The following is an 18,074-nucleotide window of genomic DNA, read 5'->3' as shown; positions in this document are numbered from 1 at the left end:
GCTGGACAAGCGATTCCTTCTCACGTCACCTGTGAGTAGATTTCACACATGCGCTGGCCCGACCTCCCTCCGCTGAACTCCCTGCTCCCCTTCGAGGCGACCGTGCGGCACGCGAGCATGACCCGGGCCGCCCAGGAGCTCCATGTCACCCACGGCGCGGTCAGCCGCCAGATCCAGTCCCTGGAGAAGGCCCTGGGCACCACGCTCTTCGAGCGCGGAACCCGGTCGCTGCGGCCGACCGCGCAGGCCGGCCGCCTCGCCGCGGCCGTCCGGGACGCGCTCGACCAGGTCGACGCGGCCGCCCGGGAGGTGTCGCGCCGGGAGCGCGGAGGGCCGCTCGCGCTGTCCTGCGAGCCGACCCTGCTGATGCGCTGGCTCATCCCCCGCCTACCGGACCTGGCAACCCAGGCGCCCGGCCTGACCGTGCACCTGTCGGCGGGCGGCGGCCCCGTCTCCTTCGAACGGGACCCGATCGACGTGGCCCTGCGCCGCGACGACTTTCCGGTGCCCGAGACGGTGAGCCGCGCGCCCCTCTTCACCGAGCGGATCGGTCCCGTCTGCAGCCCCGAACTGGCGGCGCGTATCACCGCGCGAGCGTCCCGCTCCCGGGCGGAGTGCTTCGCCGGCCTGACGATCCTCCACACCAGCACCCGGCCCAGCGCCTGGGACGACTGGCAGCGGATCACCCGCACGCGCGCCGAAGGTGCCGGGGAGCAGACCTTCGAGCACTTCTACCTGGCGCTGCAGGCCGCCGTCGCGGGGGTCGGCGTCGCCATCGGCCCGCACGCGCTCGTGCACGACGATCTGCTCAGCGGGCAGCTGGTGGCGCCCTTCGGTCTCGTCGCCGACGGCACCGGCTACCACCTGCTCAGCCCGAGGCCGCCCGAGCAGGACAGCCGGATCGCCCTGCTCCTCGGCTGGCTACGCAGCCAGGCCGGCGAGTTGTGACGCCACGGGCCGGCACGAGCCCCCGACTCCGTCGCGCCGGCACCATCCGCACCGGAAAGCGGGGCGGCCGGTACGGCCTGGCCAGCGCGGGGCACGAGCTGGCAGGATCGCGCCATGCTCGCCTCCCTCTCCCGTGCCGCCCGTCGCCGCCTCGTCCAGGTGTCGGCGGCGCTGCTCGTGGTGTGCGGGCTGCTGATCTGGTGGCTTGTTCCTTTCGGCAAGCAGACGCCGAGCGGCCACGTCACCTTCAGTACGGGCGTGCCCACCGGCGTCTACCAGCGCTACGGGGAGCTGTTGCAGCAGGCGCTCGCACGCGACCTCCCGGATGTCTCGATAACGCTCAAGAACAGCGAGGGCTCCCAGCAGAACCTCGCGCGGCTGACCTCCGGCGAGGCGGACTTCACGATCGCCACCGCCGATGCCGTGGCCCAGTACCAGAGGGACCGGAAGCCCGGCTTCGAGCGACTGCGCGGCTGCGCCCGCCTCTACGACGACTACGTGCAGCTGGTGGTCCGTAAGGGATCCGCCGTGCGCTCCGTGGCCGACCTGCGCGGGCTGCGGGTCGGCGTCGGCCAGGAGGGCTCCGGGGTCCGGCTCATCGCGGACCGGGTCCTCGCGGCGGGCGGCCTCACCCCTGACGTCGACATCCGGCCGGTATCGGCCGGCATCGACACGATGCCGTCCCTTCTTGAGCAAGAGCAGCTGGACGCGTTCTTCTGGTCCGGCGGTCTGCCCACGCATGCCGTGCAGTCCCTGTCCGAGCGCCTTCCGGTACGGCTCGTTCCGCTGGACGCGACCCTGGTGGACAACCTCCACGACGTCGGCGAATCCACCCGCCACTACCGTTCGGCGGTCATCCCGGCGGACGCCTACGCCAGGGCTCAGGACGGGCAGCCGGTGGAGACCCTGGCCGTGGCGAACCTCCTGGTCACGACGGACGCCGCAGATCCGGCGCTGGTGGAGGGTTTCACCCGTACCGTGATCAGAAGCCGGGACCGGATCGGCAGCCAGGTCCATCCCGCGCAACTCGTGGACCTGCGGACCGCCATCTACACCGAACCGCTGACGCTCCACGAGGGCGCGCGGCGCTACTACCGCTCGGTGAAGCCGTAGATCCGTGGGAAGCCGTAGACCTGTGGGAAGCCGGAGACCCGTGAAGCCCTGGAGCGGGGAGCCGTAGGGAGACCGCGGGGCGCGGCTGCCCCCACACCTCCAGCCGCCCGCGGGGCGCCCTCAGCGCCCCTGCGGCATCGTCCGCGGCACCGTGACCGTCACCCGCAGCCCGTGCGGTTCGTTCGGCGCGTAGTCGATCGAGGCGCCCCCCGCCGCGAGCAGCACCCGGGAGATGGACAGACCGAGGCCGGACCCCTTGACGTTCTGGTGGCGGTTGCTGCGCCAGAAGCGGTCGCCGACCCGTTCCAGCTCCTCAGTCGTGAGCCCAGGCCCGCGGTCCGCGACCACGATCGTGCAGGTGTCCCCCCCGGACGCGACCGTCAGGGTGACCTCCTCGCCGGCCGGCGTGAACTTCAGGGCGTTGTCGATCACCGCGTCCAGGGCGCTGGAGAGCGCCACCGGGTCGGCCCACGCCGTCACCGCCCGGCAGTCGCCGCTCAGCCGGACGCCCTTCTCCTCGGCGAGGGGGCGCCAGGCGGCGATCCGCTCGGCCGACAGGGCGCCGATGTCGGTGAGGCGCAGGTCCGCGGCGGTGTGCTCGGCGAGCGCGAGGTCGAGCAGGTCGTCGAGGACCTGCGCGAGCCGCTTGCCCTCGGTGCGTACGGAGGCGATCTCCTCGTTGCCCTCGGGAAGTTCGAGGGCGAGCAGTTCGATGCGCAGCAGCAGCGCGGAGAGCGGGTTGCGCAACTGGTGGGAGGCGTCGGCGACGAAGGCCCGCTGCTGTTCGAGGACGTCTTCGACGTTGTCGGCCATCTCGTTGAACGAACGGGCCAGGCGCCGCAGTTCGGGCGGCCCGCCGGCCGCGGCGACCCGGGACTTCATCCGGCCGGTGGCGATGTCGTGCGTGACGGCGTCGAGCACACGGACCGGTCGCAGCACCCACCCGGTGAGCCGGAAGGCGGCCCCCACTGCGAGCAGCATCGCGGCGGACTCACCCGCCGCGATGATCAGCCAGCCGGCCAGGATGCGCGACCGCAGCTGCCCGGTCGGCGAGTCCGTGACCACGACGGCCACGACGTCACCGTCGCGTACGACCGGCGAGGCGATGGTGAGGCGGGCGTTCGGCTGCCACGGCCAGACCTGCGGCGGATCATGGCTGCGGCGTCCGAGCAGCGCCTCGTTGAACGCCCGGCGACCCTCCCCCTCCGAGGGGACCACCCAGTCCTCGGGTGCGGCGGCCATCGCACGGTTGTCACGGTAGAAGATTCCGGTACGAATGCCGTAGACGTCGTGGTAACTGGCGAGTTCGCCCCGGAGCGTCGTGCGTCGCTCGTCCGGGCCGGTGTCGGTCTCGCTGACGAACTGGGCGAGCGCGGCGAACCGCGCCCCGTCGTCGAGCCGGTCGACGACCACCCGCTGCTGCTCGGAGGCGGCGAGGCTGGCGGCGAGGGGGAAGCCGAGGGCCAACAGCACACCGGCCATCAGGACGATGAGAAGCGGGAGCAGGCGCGTACGCACGTGAGGTCCGTCGTCCCGGCGGTTACGCGGCCGGAGCGACCAGGCGGTAGCCGACGCCGCGCACGGTCTCGATCAGGGCGGGCATCCGCAGCTTGGAGCGCAGCGAGGCGACGTGCACCTCGAGCGTGCGGCCGGTCCCCTCCCAGCTGGTGCGCCAGACCTCGCTGATGATCTGCTCGCGCCGGAAGACCACGCCGGGGCGCTGGGCGAGCAGGGCCAGCAGGTCGAACTCCTTGCGCGTGAGCTGGACCGGGGCGCCGTCGACGCTGACCCGGCGGGTGGGCAGCTCGATGACGACCGAGCCGAGCCGCAGCGCCGCGTCGTCACCGGACGATCCGGACTCCTCACTTCCGGCGGTGCGCCGGCTGACCGCGTGGATCCGGGCGAGGAGCTCCCCGGTGTCGTACGGCTTGACGACGTAGTCGTCGGCCCCCAGGTTGAGTCCGTGTATGCGCGAACGCACGTCGGCCCGCGCGGTCACCATGATCACCGGGGTGGTGGTGAGCTTACGGATGCGGCCGCAGACCTGGTAGCCGTCCTGGTCGGGGAGACCGAGGTCGAGCAGGATCACTCCGTACGAAGGGCGCTCGCCGTGCGCGGCCGGGAGCACCGCCTGGAGCGCCTCCTCGCCGTTGCGGGCGTGCGTGACCGTGAACCCGTGCTTCGCGAGTACGGCGGACAGGGCCGCGGCGACGTGGTCGTCGTCCTCGACGAGCAGCAGTCTCATGACCCTCCTCCTGCGTACGGTGCGATGCGGCCGGATGTTCCGGCCGGACTTTCCGGCGGGGTGTTTCCAGCCGGACGGACCGGCCGTGACGCCGGCCGGGTGACAGAGCCGGGCGGTCAGGCCGGACACTGTCGCATGTGCTGATGATGACCCCTTGTGTACCAGCTGAACACCAGGGCATGAACGCTGATCGTCGGCGTCACCGTCAAGTGTCCCCCCGTTACCCGAGCGTTTCCGTTATGGACCCGGTACGCCGCGAGCCGCCCCGTTCACGCAGTGTGTCCGGTTGCGGCCGGATCGTTATCCTCAATTTCCGCTCAGATGTAATGACGCTCGTCATGCCGCGTGCCTAGTGTCCTCCCCAACCGAGGAGGACGGAGCAAGAAGCCGATGAGCGGAGTGTCAGTGACCAAGGGCTCGAAGGACGCCGTACCGGCGGCGGGCGACCTGGTCGTGCTGTCCAACGTGAACAAGCACTTCGGCGCGCTGCATGTGCTCCAGGACATCGACCTGACGATCGCCCGTGGCGAAGTCGTGGTCGTCATCGGGCCTTCCGGGTCCGGCAAGTCCACACTGTGCCGCACCATCAACCGCCTGGAGACGATCGACTCCGGCACCATCACCATCGACGACCGGCCGCTGCCCCAGGAGGGCAAGGAGCTGGCCCGGCTGCGCGCCGACGTCGGCATGGTCTTCCAGTCCTTCAATCTCTTCGCGCACAAGACCGTGCTCGAGAACGTGATGCTGGGCCAGGTCAAGGTCCGCAGGACGGAGAAGAAGGCCGCCGAGACCAAGGCTCGCGCGCTGCTCGACCGGGTGGGTGTCGGCACCCAGGCGGACAAGTACCCGGCGCAGCTCTCCGGCGGACAGCAGCAGCGCGTGGCGATCGCACGCGCGTTGGCCATGGACCCCAAGGTCATGCTGTTCGACGAGCCGACCTCGGCGCTCGACCCCGAGATGATCAACGAGGTCCTCGAGGTCATGCAGCAACTGGCGCGCGACGGCATGACGATGGTCGTCGTCACCCACGAGATGGGCTTCGCGCGCTCCGCCGCCAACCGCGTCGTGTTCATGGCCGACGGCAAGATCGTCGAACAGGCCACGCCCGAGGAGTTCTTCAGCAACCCGCGAAGCGACCGGGCGAAGGACTTCCTTTCGAAAATCCTGCACCACTGACGACGGTCATCCCCCATGCTTCACCTGCCGATCAACAACCCACGAACAAAGGGATGTTCACCATGAAGCTCCGCAAGACCGCGGCCGTGGCCGTCGCCGTGCTCGCCCTGACCGCGACCGCCTGTGGTGGCAAGGAGGGCTCCGCCGGCGACAAGCCCGCCGTGAAGCCCGGCGACTCGAGCGCTCCTCAGCTTCCCAAGTACATCGTCGCCACCGATGTGAGCCTGGACTCGCCGACCTTCAAGAAGGCGAAGGAGCGCGGCAAGCTCATCATCGGCTCCAAGGCCGACCAGCCGTACCTCGGCTTCGAGGACCAGGCGACCAAGGAGCGGTCCGGCTTCGACGTCGAGATCGCCAAGATGATCGCGGCGGAGCTGGGCTTCACCGAGGACAAGATCGAGTGGAAGACGGTCGACTCCAAGCTCCGTGAGACGGCGATCTCCACGGGCCAGGTCGACTACTACGTCGGTACCTACACGATCAACGACAAGCGCAAGGCGCAGGTCGGCTTCGCGGGCCCGTACTACAAGGCCGGCGCCGACCTCCTGGTCCGCAAGGACGAGACCGCGATCACCGGTCCGGAGACCCTCAAGGGCAAGAAGGTCTGCTCCATCACGGGCTCGACCCCGCTGCAGGAGATCAAGAAGCCCGAGTACGGCGCCCAGACCACCGAGCTCGCCAAGTACTCGGACTGCGTCCAGCAGCTCCTCACCAAGCAGGTCGACGCGGTCACCACGGACGACTCGATCCTGAAGGGCTACGCCGCGGCCAACGCCGGCAAGCTCAAGGTCGTGGGCAAGCCGTTCACCGAGGAGCCCTACGGCATCGGCATGAACAAGGACGACAAGGTCCTGCGTACCAAGATCAACGACACGCTGGAGAAGTACGTCAAGGACGGCACGTACAAGAAGATCTACGAGGCCACCCTGGGTCTGTCGGGCTCGGCGTACGTCGCGCCGCCCGCGGTCAACCGCTACTGATCTTCGCCTGGACGCGGGCGCCCCGTACGGACGTACGGGGCGCCGCTCCCCCTGCCCGTAAGCCCTTGACGCACCCGTAAGTCTGCCCGCAGGCGCCGCCTGCAAGACCGCCGCTGACCGCCGACGCGGAGACCTCATGAACGTACTGCTCGACCATTTCCCGGAGTTCCGCGACGGCTTCATAGGAACCGTGTCGATCACCGCCGTCAGCTCGGTCATCGCGCTGGTCCTCGGCGTCCTCGTCGCCGGCTTCCGGGTCTCGCCCGTCCCACCCCTGCGCTTCTTCGGCACCCTCTGGGTCAACCTGTTGCGCAACACCCCGCTGACGCTGCTCTTCCTCGTCTCGTTCTTCGTGGTCCCGGAGATCTTCTTCCCGGGCATGAGCCCGTTCGTGCTCGGGGCGCTCGCGCTGGGCTTCTACACCTCGGCCTTCGTCGCCGAGGCCGTCCGCTCCGGCATCAGCACCGTGCCGCTCGGCCAGGCCGAGGCCGCCCGTTCACTCGGCATGACCTTCTCGCAGACACTGCGGATGATCGTGCTCCCGCAGGCGACCCGCACCGTGCTGCCCCCGCTGAGCTCGATCTTCATCGCGCTCACCAAGAACTCGGCCATCGCCGGCGCCTTCAGCGTCACCGAGCTCTTCGGCTGGACGACGCTGATGAGCGAGCAGGGCTACGCGATCGGCCCGATCTTCGTCTGGGTGGCCGCCGCGTACCTGGTCGTCACCTTCAGCATCAGCGGGATCTTCCGTGTCCTTGAGCGCCGCATGGAGGTCGCCCGATGAGTGCCAGTGTTCTCTACGACGCCCCGGGCCCCAAGGCGCGCGTCCGCAACCGGATCTACGCCGTCGCGGGCACGGTCGCCATCGTCGCCCTGCTGGCCGTGAGCGTGCTCCGGCTGAGCGACAAGGGTCACCTCGACCCCGCGATGTGGGACATCTTCAACTACGCGGGCATCCGGCAGAACATCGCCGACGCCCTCCTCGCCACGCTGAAGGCGTTCGGTCTCGCGGCCGTCGGCTCGCTCGTCCTCGGTGTGGCGCTCGCCGTCGCCCGGCTCTCCGACAAGGCGCCGGTCCGCGTACTGGCCACCGGCTTCATCGAGCTCTTCCGCTCCATCCCGCTGTTGATCACGATCTACGCCGTCTGGGTCGCCTTCCTCACCGACTATTCGCTGTGGGCCCTGGCGATCGGCCTGTCGATCTACAACGGCTGTGTGCAGGCGGAGGTGCTGCGCGCCGGTGTGAACGCGGTCCCCAAGGGTCAGCGCGAGGCCGCCTACGCACTGGGCATGACCAAGACGCAGGTGATGACGACCGTCCTGATGCCGCAGGCGGTCAGGGCGATGCTGCCGACGATCATCAGCCAGCTGGTGGTCACCCTGAAGGACACCTCGCTCGGCTTCGTCATCCTCTATCCCGAGCTGCTCTACTCGGCCCGGCTGATCGCCTCCAACACACAGGTCAACGGCCAGTACCCGTACGTCTCCACCATCGTGGTCTTCGGCGCCATCTACATCGCGCTGTGCCTGGCGCTCTCCGCGCTCGCCACCTGGATCGAGAAGAGGGGCCGCCGGGCGAAGACGGGGATCGCCGTCCCGGACGCCGCCGCGAAGGAGATCGTGCTCATCGCCGACGCCGGCCAGGCCCTCGGGAACAACACCGGCGGTCCCGACGGACCTGGCATCACGAAGAACTGACAGCATGTGACATCATCCGGGGGCAGTGGCGGTCGCGCCGCTGCCCCCGTCGCTTGACGCAAGCACCCGCAATGGGTTGCATACGTTCTGTGATCACGCACCGGGCTCGCGCCACACTTCGCTGTGCTACCCGCATGACCGAACGGCCTTCAGGAGCCGCGCCGTGGACCCGGTGATCATCGTCGGCGCGGGGCCCGTGGGCCTCGCGCTCTCCCTTGCCCTGGCCTCGCAGGGGGTACCCAGCGTCGTCCTCGACGAGGGGCCCGGCAAGGAGGAGCCACGCCCCGCCCGCACGGTGGTGCTGCGCGCCGACATGGCCGCGATGATGGAGCGGCTCGGCTGCACCACCCTGCGTGATGAAGGGGTCCGGTGGGTCGGCTGGCGTTCCATGCGACGCAAGCAACAGATGAGGCACATCGAGCTGGATCTCGGCCTCGGCGGTACGGAGAGTGACGGCGGCGGCCCGGCGGCTCCGCTGCACATCCCGCAGCACGCCCTCTCACGGGGTCTGCTCGACGCGATCGCCGGGCAGGAGCTCGTCCACCTCGTCACCGAGGCCCGGCTCGACGCGATCGAACAGGACGGCGACGGGATCACGGCCCACACCCGAGGCCCCGGCGGGACCTGGTGGCGCGGCAGCCACCTGGTCGGCTGCGACGGCGCCCGCTCCACCGTGCGCAAGCTGCTCTCCGTCCGCTTCCCCGGCCGCACGGCGGTGGAACGGCACGCGGTCGCCGCGCTGCGGACCGAACTTCCCTGGGCCGGCGAGGCCCTGTTGCACCGTCAGCCGCCGTGGCGGGGCGGCGGCGAGGAGATCACGGCCCGCCCGCTGCCCGACGGGGTCTGGCGGATCGACTGGCTGCTGCCGCCGCGCGGAGAGCTCGTCACGCCCGAGGCCCTGGTCACCAAGATCCGCGACACGCTGGCGGGCTGGTGCGGCGGCGAGACTCCGCCGTACGAACTGATCGACACCGGTGTCCACACGCTGCACCACCGGCTCGCCCGGCGCTGGCGGGTGGACCGGGTCTTCCTCGCGGGCGACGCGGCGCATCTGCTCGGCGCGGTCGGCACCCAGGGCGTCGACGAGGGGCTGCGGGACGCCGACAACCTGGCGTGGAAGCTGGCCCAGGCCTGGCACCACGGGGCGTCCGACACCCTGCTCGACAGCTATCAGAGCGAGCGCCGTGCCGCCGTCGCCTCCCGGCTCCGGGCCGCCGACCAGTCCCTGCCCGTGCTGCGCGGGGGTGGCGGCCTGCGGACGTACATCCCCGGTGGCACACGCGGCCACGACAGCCTGCTGGCCGACGGGCACCTGGGGCGCGGTCCGCTCGGCGCGCCCCCTTCGTACCCGCACTCCCCCCTCGCGCCCCCGGACGCCGGAACTTCCCGCGTCCCTGTGGGTACGGCGGAGGGCTCGCCGGTGGAGGACGTGCGGGTGACCGCTCCGGACGGTACGACCGTACGGCTCCGGGACCGGCTGGGTCAGGGGCGGTTCCTGGTCGTCCTGGTCGCACCCGGCACGGGAGTGTGGGACCGGCGGCACTGGATGAGCGCGGGCGTGATGCCCCGGCTCGTCGAGGCGGTGAGGGCGCTGCCGGCGAAGGCTGAGCTGCTGGTGACCGAGGCGTACCCGGGCGCGGTGGCGCACACCGTCCTGCTGGTGCGCCCGGACGGACATCTGGTCGCCGCGTTCTCCGGCGTCCGGCCGGCGGAGCTGTACGCCGCGGCGGACGCGACGCGGGGCGGGGCCGTGAAGCCGCTCGCGGAGCCTGCGGCTGCGAAGAGCCCGGAGGACGGGAAGGGCGGGAAGGGCGGGAACGGCGCCAAGCGCGCGAAGGCGGTCGCGGTGGTGAAGGCCGCGAAGGCCGCCGAGGATGGTTCGAAGGCGGCGGCGAGGACGGCCTCCGGCGCCGCGAAGCGGTCCGCCGTCCCCCGAACGCCGTCCCAGGCGGCACCCGAGGCACCCTCCACCGCGCCGCCGCAAGCGGTGCCCAAGAAGTCGTCGAAGAAGGTGTCCAAGAAGAGCGACCGCACCGCGGACATCAATTGACCCTCGCGGGCGCACATGGTGTACTCCGGAACGTGACCGACACCGATGTGCGCCTGTGGCGGAGGGTCCATATGGACCTCGTCCGCTATGCGGGCTGCGTGTGTCGCCCGTCCTGCTGAACTCGCCTCTCCCCTCGCGCGCCCTTCGCCGCTGACGTCGGCGTATCCACGCGCGCGTTCCCCGCGACCTCTCAGGACGGTCTTCCGTGCCCCAGCGCGTCTCCACGCCCGCCCCTTCCTCTGCCTCGGTCCCTCCCTCTCTTCCCCTCCCCGCCGTCGCCGGTCGCTCTGGAGGCTCTTCGGCCCCGACCGCGGCCGACCTGCTGGACTTCGTCCGCCGTACCGCCGCGGACACCGAACTCATCGACTCCCTGCCGCTCGACCCCGAGGGTCGTACCTGGGTGCGGCTCGACGGGCCCGGCGGCAGCGAGGCCTGGCTCATCGGCTGGCCGCCCGGCACCGGAACCGGCTGGCACGACCACGCCGAGTCGTACGGTGCCTTCACCACCGCGCGCGGCACCCTGAAGGAGAACTCCCTCGCGGTACGTCTTCCGGCGGGCGGCTGGAAGACTCTGGAACTCGCCGACGGGGTCGACAGGGAACGGCGGTTGACCGCGGGCAGGGGGCGCGCGTTCGGGCAGCACCATGTGCACGAGGTGCTCAACGAGTCCCGGGAGACGCACGCCGTGTCGGTGCACGCGTACTACCCGCCGCTCCCGCTGCTCCGGCGCTTCAGCCGGTCGGGCGCGGTGCTCCGTCTTGAGCAGGTCGAGCGTCCGGAGGACTGGCAGTGAGCAGCGAGCGCGTGGGAATCGACGAACATCTCGAGCGGGTCAGGTCCGGCCTGGACCGGATCGAGGCCCGTGCCGCCCACGAGGCGTACGAGGCGGGTGACGCCCTCCTCGTCGACACCCGGTACGCGGCGCTGAGGGAGCGGGACGGGCTCATCCCAGGCGCGCTGGTCGTGGAACGCAATGAGCTGGAGTGGCGGCTCGATCCGCTGGGCAGCCATCGGGCGCCGCAGGCGGTCGGTCACGACCTGCGGGTGGTCGTGCTCTGCGACGAGGGCTACGCGTCCTCGCTGGCAGCGGCCTCGCTGCGACAGTTGGGGCTGTACCGCGCGACCGATGTGATCGGCGGCTTCCAGGCATGGAAGGCGGCGGGACTCCCGGTGCTGCCGCCGACGGCTCGGCCGTAGTCCGCCCCCTGCGACGGGCCGGTCGGTGGGCCGGCCGGTTCACGGGCACGCCGGTCGGCGGGTCCACCGGTCGGCGGGGCCACAACGGCGGTGTCGCTGACCGCACAGGGGCGGGGTCTGGTCCGTGCCCGGGTACTACGCCCCCCGACTCCCCGTCTAGAAGGGCTATTCCAGCCCCTCGGTGTCCTCGCCCTCTTCCTCCAAGGCCTGTCTGACGACCCGCAGGGCCATGCCCTCCGCGTACCCCTTGCGGGCGAGCATGCCGGCGAGTCGGCGCAGTCTGCGGTCGCGGTCGAGGCCGCGGGTGGCGCGGAGCTTGCGGTCGACGAGCTCGCGCGCGGTGATCTCCTCCTGCTCGGAGTCGAGTTGTCCCACCGCCTCCTGGATCAGGGAGGGGTCGACGCCCTTGGTGCGGAGTTCCCGGGCGAGGGCCCGGCGGGCGAGGCCCCGCCCATGGTGCCGCGATTCCACCCATGCGTCCGCGAAAGCGGCGTCGTCGATCAGCCCGACGTCCTCGAAGCGGGAGAGGACCTCTTCGGCGACTTCGTCGGGGATCTCCCGCTTACGCAGGGCGTCGGCGAGCTGCTTGCGGGTGCGGGGGGTCCCGGTGAGCAGGCGCAGGCAGATCGCCCGCGCCCGCTCAGCCGGTTCCTGGGGCGACAGCTCCTTCTCGGCCCTCGACGAGTCGGGGCTGTCGCCCGGCCATTCGGTACGACCGGTCACGGGGTCAGCTCTTGGCCGCCGGGGCCTTGGTCGTCTTGCTGGCCTTGGCCGCGGGAGCGGACTTGGCCACCTCGTCCGCGGCCGCCGCCTCCGTGCCCGCGGCGTCCGTGACCGGCTCGGCCGACGCGGTCTCCGGGCGGACACCGACGCCGAGCTTCTCCTTGATCTTCTTCTCGATCTCGTCGGCGAGGTCGGGGTTGTCCTTCAGGAAGTTGCGGGCGTTCTCCTTGCCCTGGCCGAGCTGGTCGCCCTCGTACGTGTACCAGGCGCCGGCCTTGCGGACGAAGCCGTGCTCCACGCCCATGTCGATCAGGCCGCCCTCACGGCTGATGCCCTGGCCGTAGAGGATGTCGAACTCGGCCTGCTTGAAGGGCGGCGCGACCTTGTTCTTGACGACCTTGACGCGGGTGCGGTTGCCGACCGCGTCCGTGCCGTCCTTCAGGGTCTCGATGCGGCGGATGTCGAGACGCACGGAGGCGTAGAACTTCAGGGCGCGGCCACCGGTGGTGGTCTCCGGCGAGCCGAACATCACGCCGATCTTCTCGCGGAGCTGGTTGATGAAGATCGCGGTGGTCTTGGACTGGTTGAGCGCACTGGTGATCTTACGGAGGGCCTGGCTCATCAGACGGGCCTGCAGACCGACGTGCGAGTCGCCCATCTCGCCCTCGATCTCCGCACGCGGGACGAGCGCGGCGACGGAGTCGATGACGATCAGGTCGAGGGCGCCGGAGCGGACGAGCATGTCGACGATCTCGAGCGCCTGCTCGCCGTTGTCCGGCTGGGACAGGATGAGATTGTCGATGTCGACGCCGAGCTTCTTGGCGTATTCGGGGTCGAGGGCGTGCTCGGCGTCGACGAACGCGACCTGGCCGCCGGCCTTCTGGGCGTTCGCGACGGCGTGCAGGGTCAGGGTCGTCTTACCCGAGGACTCGGGGCCGTAGATCTCCACGACACGGCCGCGGGGCAGGCCGCCGACGCCGAGAGCGATGTCGAGGGCGGTCGAACCGGTGGAGATCACCTCGATCGGCTCCTGCGTACGGTCCCCCATGCGCATCACGGCACCCTTGCCGAATTGCCGTTCAATCTGTGCGAGCGCGGCTTCGAGTGCCTTCTCGCGGTCGGTTCCTGCCATGGGTTCCACCCGGTTTGCTTGAGTCGATCGCTTCATGTGAAAGACGCTAACCCCTGCCACTGACAATGGGCCCCGGCGTCCCTCCGACCTGTGGAAAACTCGGCGGCATCCTCGCCGAGAAGCCCGTGATTCCAAGGGCCGGACCTTCATGAGAATGGATGTTCGATTTCGGTGTCAAGCGCACCACGCGGCCGTCGGCGCCGTCGTGGCCCTGGTCGTCGCCCTCGTCATGATCGTCTGGACGCTGGTGTCGGCGCGGTACGGGAGCGAGCCCACCTCCCGTACCGTCATCGGCTGGCTGCTGATCGCGGCCGGCTGCGGGGCGCTCTGCTTCCGGCGTCGGCTGCCGGTCACGGTCGCCGTCGTCACGCTGCCGGCCTGTGTGGTCTATTACCCGCTGTCCGCCCAGGACGGGCCGCTGATGATCGCCTTCGCGCTCGCGCTCTACACGACGGCCGCGGAGACCGAGGACCCGCTGGGGGCGGTACGGGAGGGCCTGGCGGCGACCGGAAAGGTGATCACGGCCGCCGCGGCGATCATGATCGTGGTCTTCGCCGCTTCGTGCTCAGCCCCGACCGGATGCTGCGGCAGTTCGGCCTCGGCCTCGCGGTGGCGATCCTGCTGGACGCCGTGGTCATCCGCTGTCTGATCGTGCCGGCGGTGATGCGGCTGCTGGGCCCCCGGGCGTGGTGGCTGCCGGCCCCGCTGCGGCGCGTGCTGCCGAAGGCCGAGCTGGAGCGCCCCTGAGACGCCTTCGAAGGCGACCGAGGCGCGGCCGACCGAGGCGCGACAGGACCCCCGGGTCAGGCGCCGTCCTCCCCGGACGGCACCTTGCCCTCCTCCCGCTCCTTCTCCTTCTTGTGGTGCAGAGCCTTCTGCAGCCGGGCGACGACGGCCTCTCCGTAGCGCCGGTGGCCGTGGACGCGAGGATCGTCGGTGACGTCGTACCGCTTCACATAGGCGCCGAGGAACGCCTGGAGCGTGGCGACGGCCGGGATCGCGATCAGCGCGCCGACCGCGCCGAGCAGCGCGGTGCCGGCGATCACGGAACCGAAGGCGACCGCGGGATGGATGTCGACGGTCTTGGACGTCAGCTTCGGCTGGAGGACGTAGTTCTCGAACTGCTGGTAGATCACGACGAAGACCAGCACCCACAGTGCGTACCAGGGGTTCTCGGTGAACGCGATCAGCATCGGCAGCGCGCCGGCCAGATACGTACCGATGGTGGGGATGAACTGGGAGACGAGGCCGACCCAGACCGCGAGGGCGGGGGCGTACGGGACGTTGAGGACCTCCAGCAGGACGAAGTGCGCGGCGCCGGAGATCAGCGCCATCAGACCGCGGGAGTAGATGTAACCACCGGTCTTGTCGACGGCGATCTCCCAGGCCCGCAGCACCTCGCTCTGGCGGGCCGGCGGCAGGACGGAGCACAGGGCGCGGCGCAGCCGGGGCCCGTCGGCCGCGAAGTAGAACGAGAACAGGAAGATCGTCAGCAGCTTGAACAGGCCGCCGAGGACGGTTGCGGAGACGTCGAGCACGCCGCTGGCGCTGTTCTGCACGTACTTCCGCAGCCAGTCGGAGCGCAACAGGCTGTCCTGGACCTCGACCCGGGAGAGCTCGGTGCGGAACGTCTGGTTGATCCAGTTGATCAACGAGTCGAGGTACTTGGGGAAGTTCTCGAACATGTCGATGATCTGGCCGGCCAGCATCGAACCGAGGAGCACGACGAAGCCGACCCCGACGACCATGACGGCGAGGAAGACGAGGAAGGTGGCGAGGCCACGACGCATGCCGCGGGCCGCCATGCGACCGACGGCGGGTTCGATGGCGAGGGCGAGGAAGAAGGCGACGAGGATGTTGACGAGCAGCCCGATGAGCTGGTGGAAGGCCCAGCTGCCGAGCTGGAAGCACGCGTAGAGCGCGAGGGCGAGCACCAGGGCGCGGGGCAGCCAACGGGGCATCCGCGCGGCGCCCCCGACCCCCGGTCCGCCGGAGGCGGGGGGTTCGGCGGAGCCGGCTCCGGCCGCCGCGCTCGCGGACGCGCCGAGCGCGGCGCCGGGAGCCGGCGCTGAGGCGCTCCGCGCGTCCGCACGGCCGCCCCCCTTCACGCCGCGACCAGAGCTCTCGCCGACGCCCTGGTCGGCGGTCCCATCGGCGGTCCCGCCGAAGGGCCGTTCTGAAGGTCCTTCGGAAGTTCTTTCGGCGGTCCCGTCGGAGGTCGTCTTGTCAGTCTCGCCGGATTCGTCAGTCGGAGCCACCCCGCCAGTCTCGCGCACCGCGCGGACATTCCTCCCCGGAGGGCACCTCAGCGCCTCTCGTCAGCGCTTCTCGGCGGGCACGTCCATCGCCGCGCAGACCGCCCGCCACACGTCCTTCGCCTCCCAGCCGGCGTCCAGTGCCTGGTGCACCGTACGGCCGCCCAGTTCGGACATCACATGGTCCCGTGCGAAAGACTCGGCGTAGGACGCACCGAAGTGATCCGCCATCCGCTCCCAGAAAATCGTCAACCGCATGACCCCAGTATCCCGCCCCCAAGAGTGCAGCCCCGTCGGTAGCCCTTGTCACCCGTCCTTTCCGCCCTACGGTCGGACCATGGCTGGAACTCCTCTCGCGGCTCCGCACGCGACCCCCCTCGAGCGCGCCGAGCACTTCATCTGGCTGACGGCCCGTGTGCTCGAACAGCGGCGGTTCGCCTACCACTTCCTGCGCGGTGGCGCGGACCCCGTCGAGGTCGCCCTCTCCGCGTACCTCAACGAGGACGGGGGCTACGGCCACGCCCTCGAACCGGACCTGCGCGGCCCGGTCAGCCAGCCGCTGCACACCGGGCACGCGCTGAGGGTCCTCGACTCCATCGGCCGGTGCGGCGGGCTGCGGGTCGAGCGGATCTGCCGCTACCTCACCGAGGTGTCCACGCACGACGGGGCACTGCCCGCCGTCCACCCCTCCCAGCGCGGCTATCCGGCCGCGCCCTTCGTACCGATCGTCGACGACCCGCCCAGCTCGCTGCTGTCCACCGGCCCGGTGGTCGGCCTGCTCCACCGCAACCAGGTCTGGCACGCCTGGCTGTTCCGCGCCACGGAGTTCTGCTGGGAGGCGGTCGAGACCCTGGAGAAGTCGCACCCGTACGAGATCCAGGCCGCCGTCGCCTTCCTCGACGGGGTCCCCGACCGGGCGAGGGCGCAGGCCGTGGCCGACCGGCTGGGGCGTCTGGTGCGGGAGCAGCGCCTCGCGGTGCTCGACCCCGACCGCGTCGACGCGTTCCCGGTGGCTCCGGGGTACGCGCCCGGCGAGCACCACTTTCCGTACGACTACGCGCGCGTGCCGGACTCGCTGGCCCGCCGCTGGTTCACGGACGAGGAGCTGGATCGCTCGCTCGACCACCTCGCCTCCGGTCAGCAGGAGGACGGCGGCTGGCCGGTCAACTGGCGCCGGTGGGCACCGGGCACGGCACTGGAGGCGCGTCCGATCGTCACGATCGAGGCCCTGCGGACCCTGCGCGCGCACGGGCGCACGATCGGCTGACTCGGTGGGGTTCCCTGTGCCCCGTCGCGCGGGACAGCCGCATGCCGTCGCGCGGGGCTGGGCGCGCCCGGCTCCGGAACCGGTGACAGGGCCGAGGGTCAGCCGCCGGCCAGCGCTCTGACTCCCGCCGTGACCACCACGGCCACTCCCACGACCACCAGGAACGGCGCTCGCAGGAGCAGGGCGACCGCGGCGGCGGCGAGGCCGGCGGCGCGGGCGTCCAGAACGAGGGCACCCTGGGCACTGAAGGTCTGCTGGGCGGTGAGCGCCGCCAGGAGGGCCACGGGCAGCAGGGCCGCCAGACGCTGGACGAGCGGTCGTTCCAGAGCGCCGGCGGGCACCAGGAGTCCGAGCAGCTTGACGAGGTAACACCCGACGGCCGTGAGGCCGATCGCGATCCAGACACTCATCGGGCGTCCTTCCTTCCGGTCGGCCCGGTCGTCCCGGTCGGCCCGGCCTGCCCGGCCTGCCCGGTCGGCCCGGTCATGCGACGGCCCCGGGCCCACAGCACGAGGGGTGCCGCGAGCGCCGCCGCCAGGACGGGGACGCCGGCCGGCAGGACGGGCAGCAGCCCGAGGCCGAGCAGGACGGCGATCCCGGCGGTGGCCCCTTCGGTGGCGGTCCTGAGCATCGGCGCGAGCAGCGCGAGGAAGGTGGCGGGCCCGGCGGCGTCGAGCCCCCAGGCGGCGGTGTCGCCGAGTGCCTCGGCCCCGAGCGCCCCCAGCAGGGTGGTCAGGTTCCACAGCACGTAGAGCGTGAGCCCGGTGACGGTGAACCCGATCCGTACGGCCCGCCGGGTGGGCTGCGCGAGTGCCACAGCCGTCGTCTCGTCGATCACCCAGTGCGCGGCGAAGGGTCTGACCGTACGGGGCAGCGCGAGCAGCTGGGACAGGCGCAGCCCGTAGAAGGCGTTACGGGTGCCCAGGAAGAAGGCGCCGGCCGCGGCCGTGAGCGGGTTCCCGCCCGCCGCGAGCGCTCCCACCAGCGCGAACTGCGAGGCACCGGTGAAGACGAGCAGGCTGAGGGCGCAGGTCTGGAGCAGGCTGAGCCCGGATCCGGCGGAGGTCACGCCGAAGGCGAAGCCGGAGAGGCCCACGGCGATCCCGACGCCGAGCGCGTCGCGCACGACCGCCGAGTCCGCCTTGGTCCCGTCGCGTATGACTGGGGTTGCTGTCTGTTCTGCCACGTCGGGGACGTTACGGAGGGCGCCCGCCACCGGTCTTGTACATTCTTGCGCCCCCGCGTTCTCGCGCGCTGCGTTCTCGGTCCCCTACGCCAGTGCGCCGCCCA

General features: G+C 70.9%; 18 protein-coding genes and 2 pseudogenes. 12 read left to right on the top strand and 8 right to left on the bottom strand.

What is annotated here, in order from left to right; all coding sequences use genetic code 11:
• Positions 1–48 precede the first annotated feature (48 nt).
• Positions 49–948: a LysR substrate-binding domain-containing protein gene (locus IE136_RS29175; RefSeq protein WP_158991181.1), complete on the top strand. Its 900-nt coding sequence runs from the start codon at positions 49–51 to the stop codon at positions 946–948.
• A gap of 114 nt (positions 949–1,062) precedes the next feature.
• A complete protein-coding gene (locus tag IE136_RS29170; RefSeq protein ID WP_189601813.1) occupies positions 1,063–2,061 on the top strand; it encodes a TAXI family TRAP transporter solute-binding subunit in 999 nt (332 codons plus the stop codon).
• Between the two features lie 120 nt (positions 2,062–2,181).
• On the opposite strand, the gene IE136_RS29165 is transcribed toward IE136_RS29170, so the two are convergent.
• Complete coding sequence (locus IE136_RS29165) at positions 2,182–3,579, bottom strand: sensor histidine kinase (protein ID WP_189601812.1); 1,398 nt, start codon at positions 3,577–3,579, stop codon at positions 2,182–2,184.
• Between the two features lie 22 nt (positions 3,580–3,601).
• Positions 3,602–4,306, bottom strand: a complete 705-nt coding sequence (locus tag IE136_RS29160; RefSeq protein WP_158991175.1) for a response regulator transcription factor — start codon at positions 4,304–4,306, stop codon at positions 3,602–3,604.
• Positions 4,307–4,696: 390 nt separating this feature from the next.
• Here IE136_RS29160 and IE136_RS29155 point away from each other — a divergent pair, with 390 nt between their 5' ends.
• From IE136_RS29155 to IE136_RS29125, 8 genes are all read left to right on the top strand, one after another.
• On the top strand, positions 4,697–5,482 hold the full coding sequence (locus IE136_RS29155; RefSeq protein WP_158991172.1) for an amino acid ABC transporter ATP-binding protein: 786 nt from the start codon (positions 4,697–4,699) through the stop codon (positions 5,480–5,482).
• Positions 5,483–5,544: 62 nt separating this feature from the next.
• Positions 5,545–6,462: a glutamate ABC transporter substrate-binding protein gene (locus IE136_RS29150; protein WP_189601811.1), complete on the top strand. Its 918-nt coding sequence runs from the start codon at positions 5,545–5,547 to the stop codon at positions 6,460–6,462.
• A 136-nt stretch (positions 6,463–6,598) separates the two neighbouring features.
• Entirely contained in the window at positions 6,599–7,246 is a 648-nt protein-coding gene (locus IE136_RS29145; RefSeq protein WP_158991168.1) for an amino acid ABC transporter permease, read from the top strand.
• Positions 7,243–8,160, top strand: coding sequence for an amino acid ABC transporter permease (locus IE136_RS29140; protein ID WP_158991166.1), 918 nt, complete (start codon positions 7,243–7,245; stop codon positions 8,158–8,160). Before IE136_RS29145 ends, IE136_RS29140 begins: the two co-directional genes overlap by 4 nt.
• A gap of 163 nt (positions 8,161–8,323) precedes the next feature.
• Entirely contained in the window at positions 8,324–10,210 is a 1,887-nt protein-coding gene (locus tag IE136_RS29135) for an FAD-dependent monooxygenase (protein ID WP_229819258.1), read from the top strand.
• 32 nt (positions 10,211–10,242) lie between these two features.
• Positions 10,243–10,329, top strand: coding sequence for a putative leader peptide (locus tag IE136_RS36865; RefSeq protein WP_311605579.1), 87 nt, complete (start codon positions 10,243–10,245; stop codon positions 10,327–10,329).
• An 86-nt stretch (positions 10,330–10,415) separates the two neighbouring features.
• Positions 10,416–11,003 carry a cupin domain-containing protein gene (locus IE136_RS29130; protein ID WP_189601810.1) on the top strand — a complete coding sequence of 196 codons (588 nt, stop codon included), beginning with the start codon at positions 10,416–10,418 and terminating at the stop codon, positions 11,001–11,003.
• Positions 11,000–11,407, top strand: coding sequence for a rhodanese-like domain-containing protein (locus IE136_RS29125; protein WP_189601809.1), 408 nt, complete (start codon positions 11,000–11,002; stop codon positions 11,405–11,407). Before IE136_RS29130 ends, IE136_RS29125 begins: the two co-directional genes overlap by 4 nt.
• Positions 11,408–11,572: 165 nt before the next feature.
• Here the strand turns inward: IE136_RS29125 and recX are convergent, their stop codons facing one another.
• Complete coding sequence (gene recX, locus IE136_RS29120) at positions 11,573–12,274, bottom strand: recombination regulator RecX (RefSeq protein ID WP_229819256.1); 702 nt, start codon at positions 12,272–12,274, stop codon at positions 11,573–11,575.
• A 64-nt stretch (positions 12,275–12,338) separates the two neighbouring features.
• A pseudogene (recA, locus tag IE136_RS29115) lies at positions 12,339–13,262 on the bottom strand (recombinase RecA); the annotation flags it as partial.
• Between the two features lie 463 nt (positions 13,263–13,725).
• On the opposite strand from recA, the pseudogene IE136_RS29105 reads away from it, so the two are divergent.
• Positions 13,726–14,009, top strand: a pseudogene (locus tag IE136_RS29105) (MMPL family transporter); the annotation flags it as partial.
• A gap of 56 nt (positions 14,010–14,065) precedes the next feature.
• On the opposite strand, the gene IE136_RS29100 reads toward IE136_RS29105, so the two are convergent.
• Both IE136_RS29100 and IE136_RS29095 read right to left on the bottom strand, forming a co-directional pair.
• Entirely contained in the window at positions 14,066–15,223 is a 1,158-nt protein-coding gene (locus IE136_RS29100) for an AI-2E family transporter (protein WP_158994752.1), read from the bottom strand.
• 357 nt (positions 15,224–15,580) lie between these two features.
• Complete coding sequence (locus IE136_RS29095; protein ID WP_158991164.1) at positions 15,581–15,775, bottom strand: DUF3046 domain-containing protein; 195 nt, start codon at positions 15,773–15,775, stop codon at positions 15,581–15,583.
• 79 nt (positions 15,776–15,854) lie between these two features.
• Here IE136_RS29095 and IE136_RS29090 point away from each other — a divergent pair, with 79 nt between their 5' ends.
• A complete protein-coding gene (locus IE136_RS29090; protein WP_158991162.1) occupies positions 15,855–16,784 on the top strand; it encodes a hypothetical protein in 930 nt (309 codons plus the stop codon).
• 98 nt (positions 16,785–16,882) lie between these two features.
• On the opposite strand, the gene IE136_RS29085 is transcribed toward IE136_RS29090, so the two are convergent.
• Positions 16,883–17,194 (bottom strand): AzlD domain-containing protein, encoded by a 312-nt coding sequence (locus tag IE136_RS29085; RefSeq protein WP_158991160.1) that lies wholly within the window; start codon positions 17,192–17,194, stop codon positions 16,883–16,885.
• Positions 17,191–17,970: an AzlC family ABC transporter permease gene (locus tag IE136_RS29080; RefSeq protein WP_189601808.1), complete on the bottom strand. Its 780-nt coding sequence runs from the start codon at positions 17,968–17,970 to the stop codon at positions 17,191–17,193. The genes IE136_RS29085 and IE136_RS29080 overlap by 4 nt, the downstream gene beginning before the upstream one ends.
• Between the last annotated feature and the right edge of the window lie 104 nt (positions 17,971–18,074).

It is taken from the genome of Streptomyces lateritius (assembly GCF_014649715.1).
GTDB lineage: Bacteria > Actinomycetota > Actinomycetes > Streptomycetales > Streptomycetaceae > Streptomyces > Streptomyces lateritius.
The sequence above is the reverse complement of the archived record's forward strand: the minus strand, read 5'-3'. Positions and strand labels throughout refer to the sequence as shown.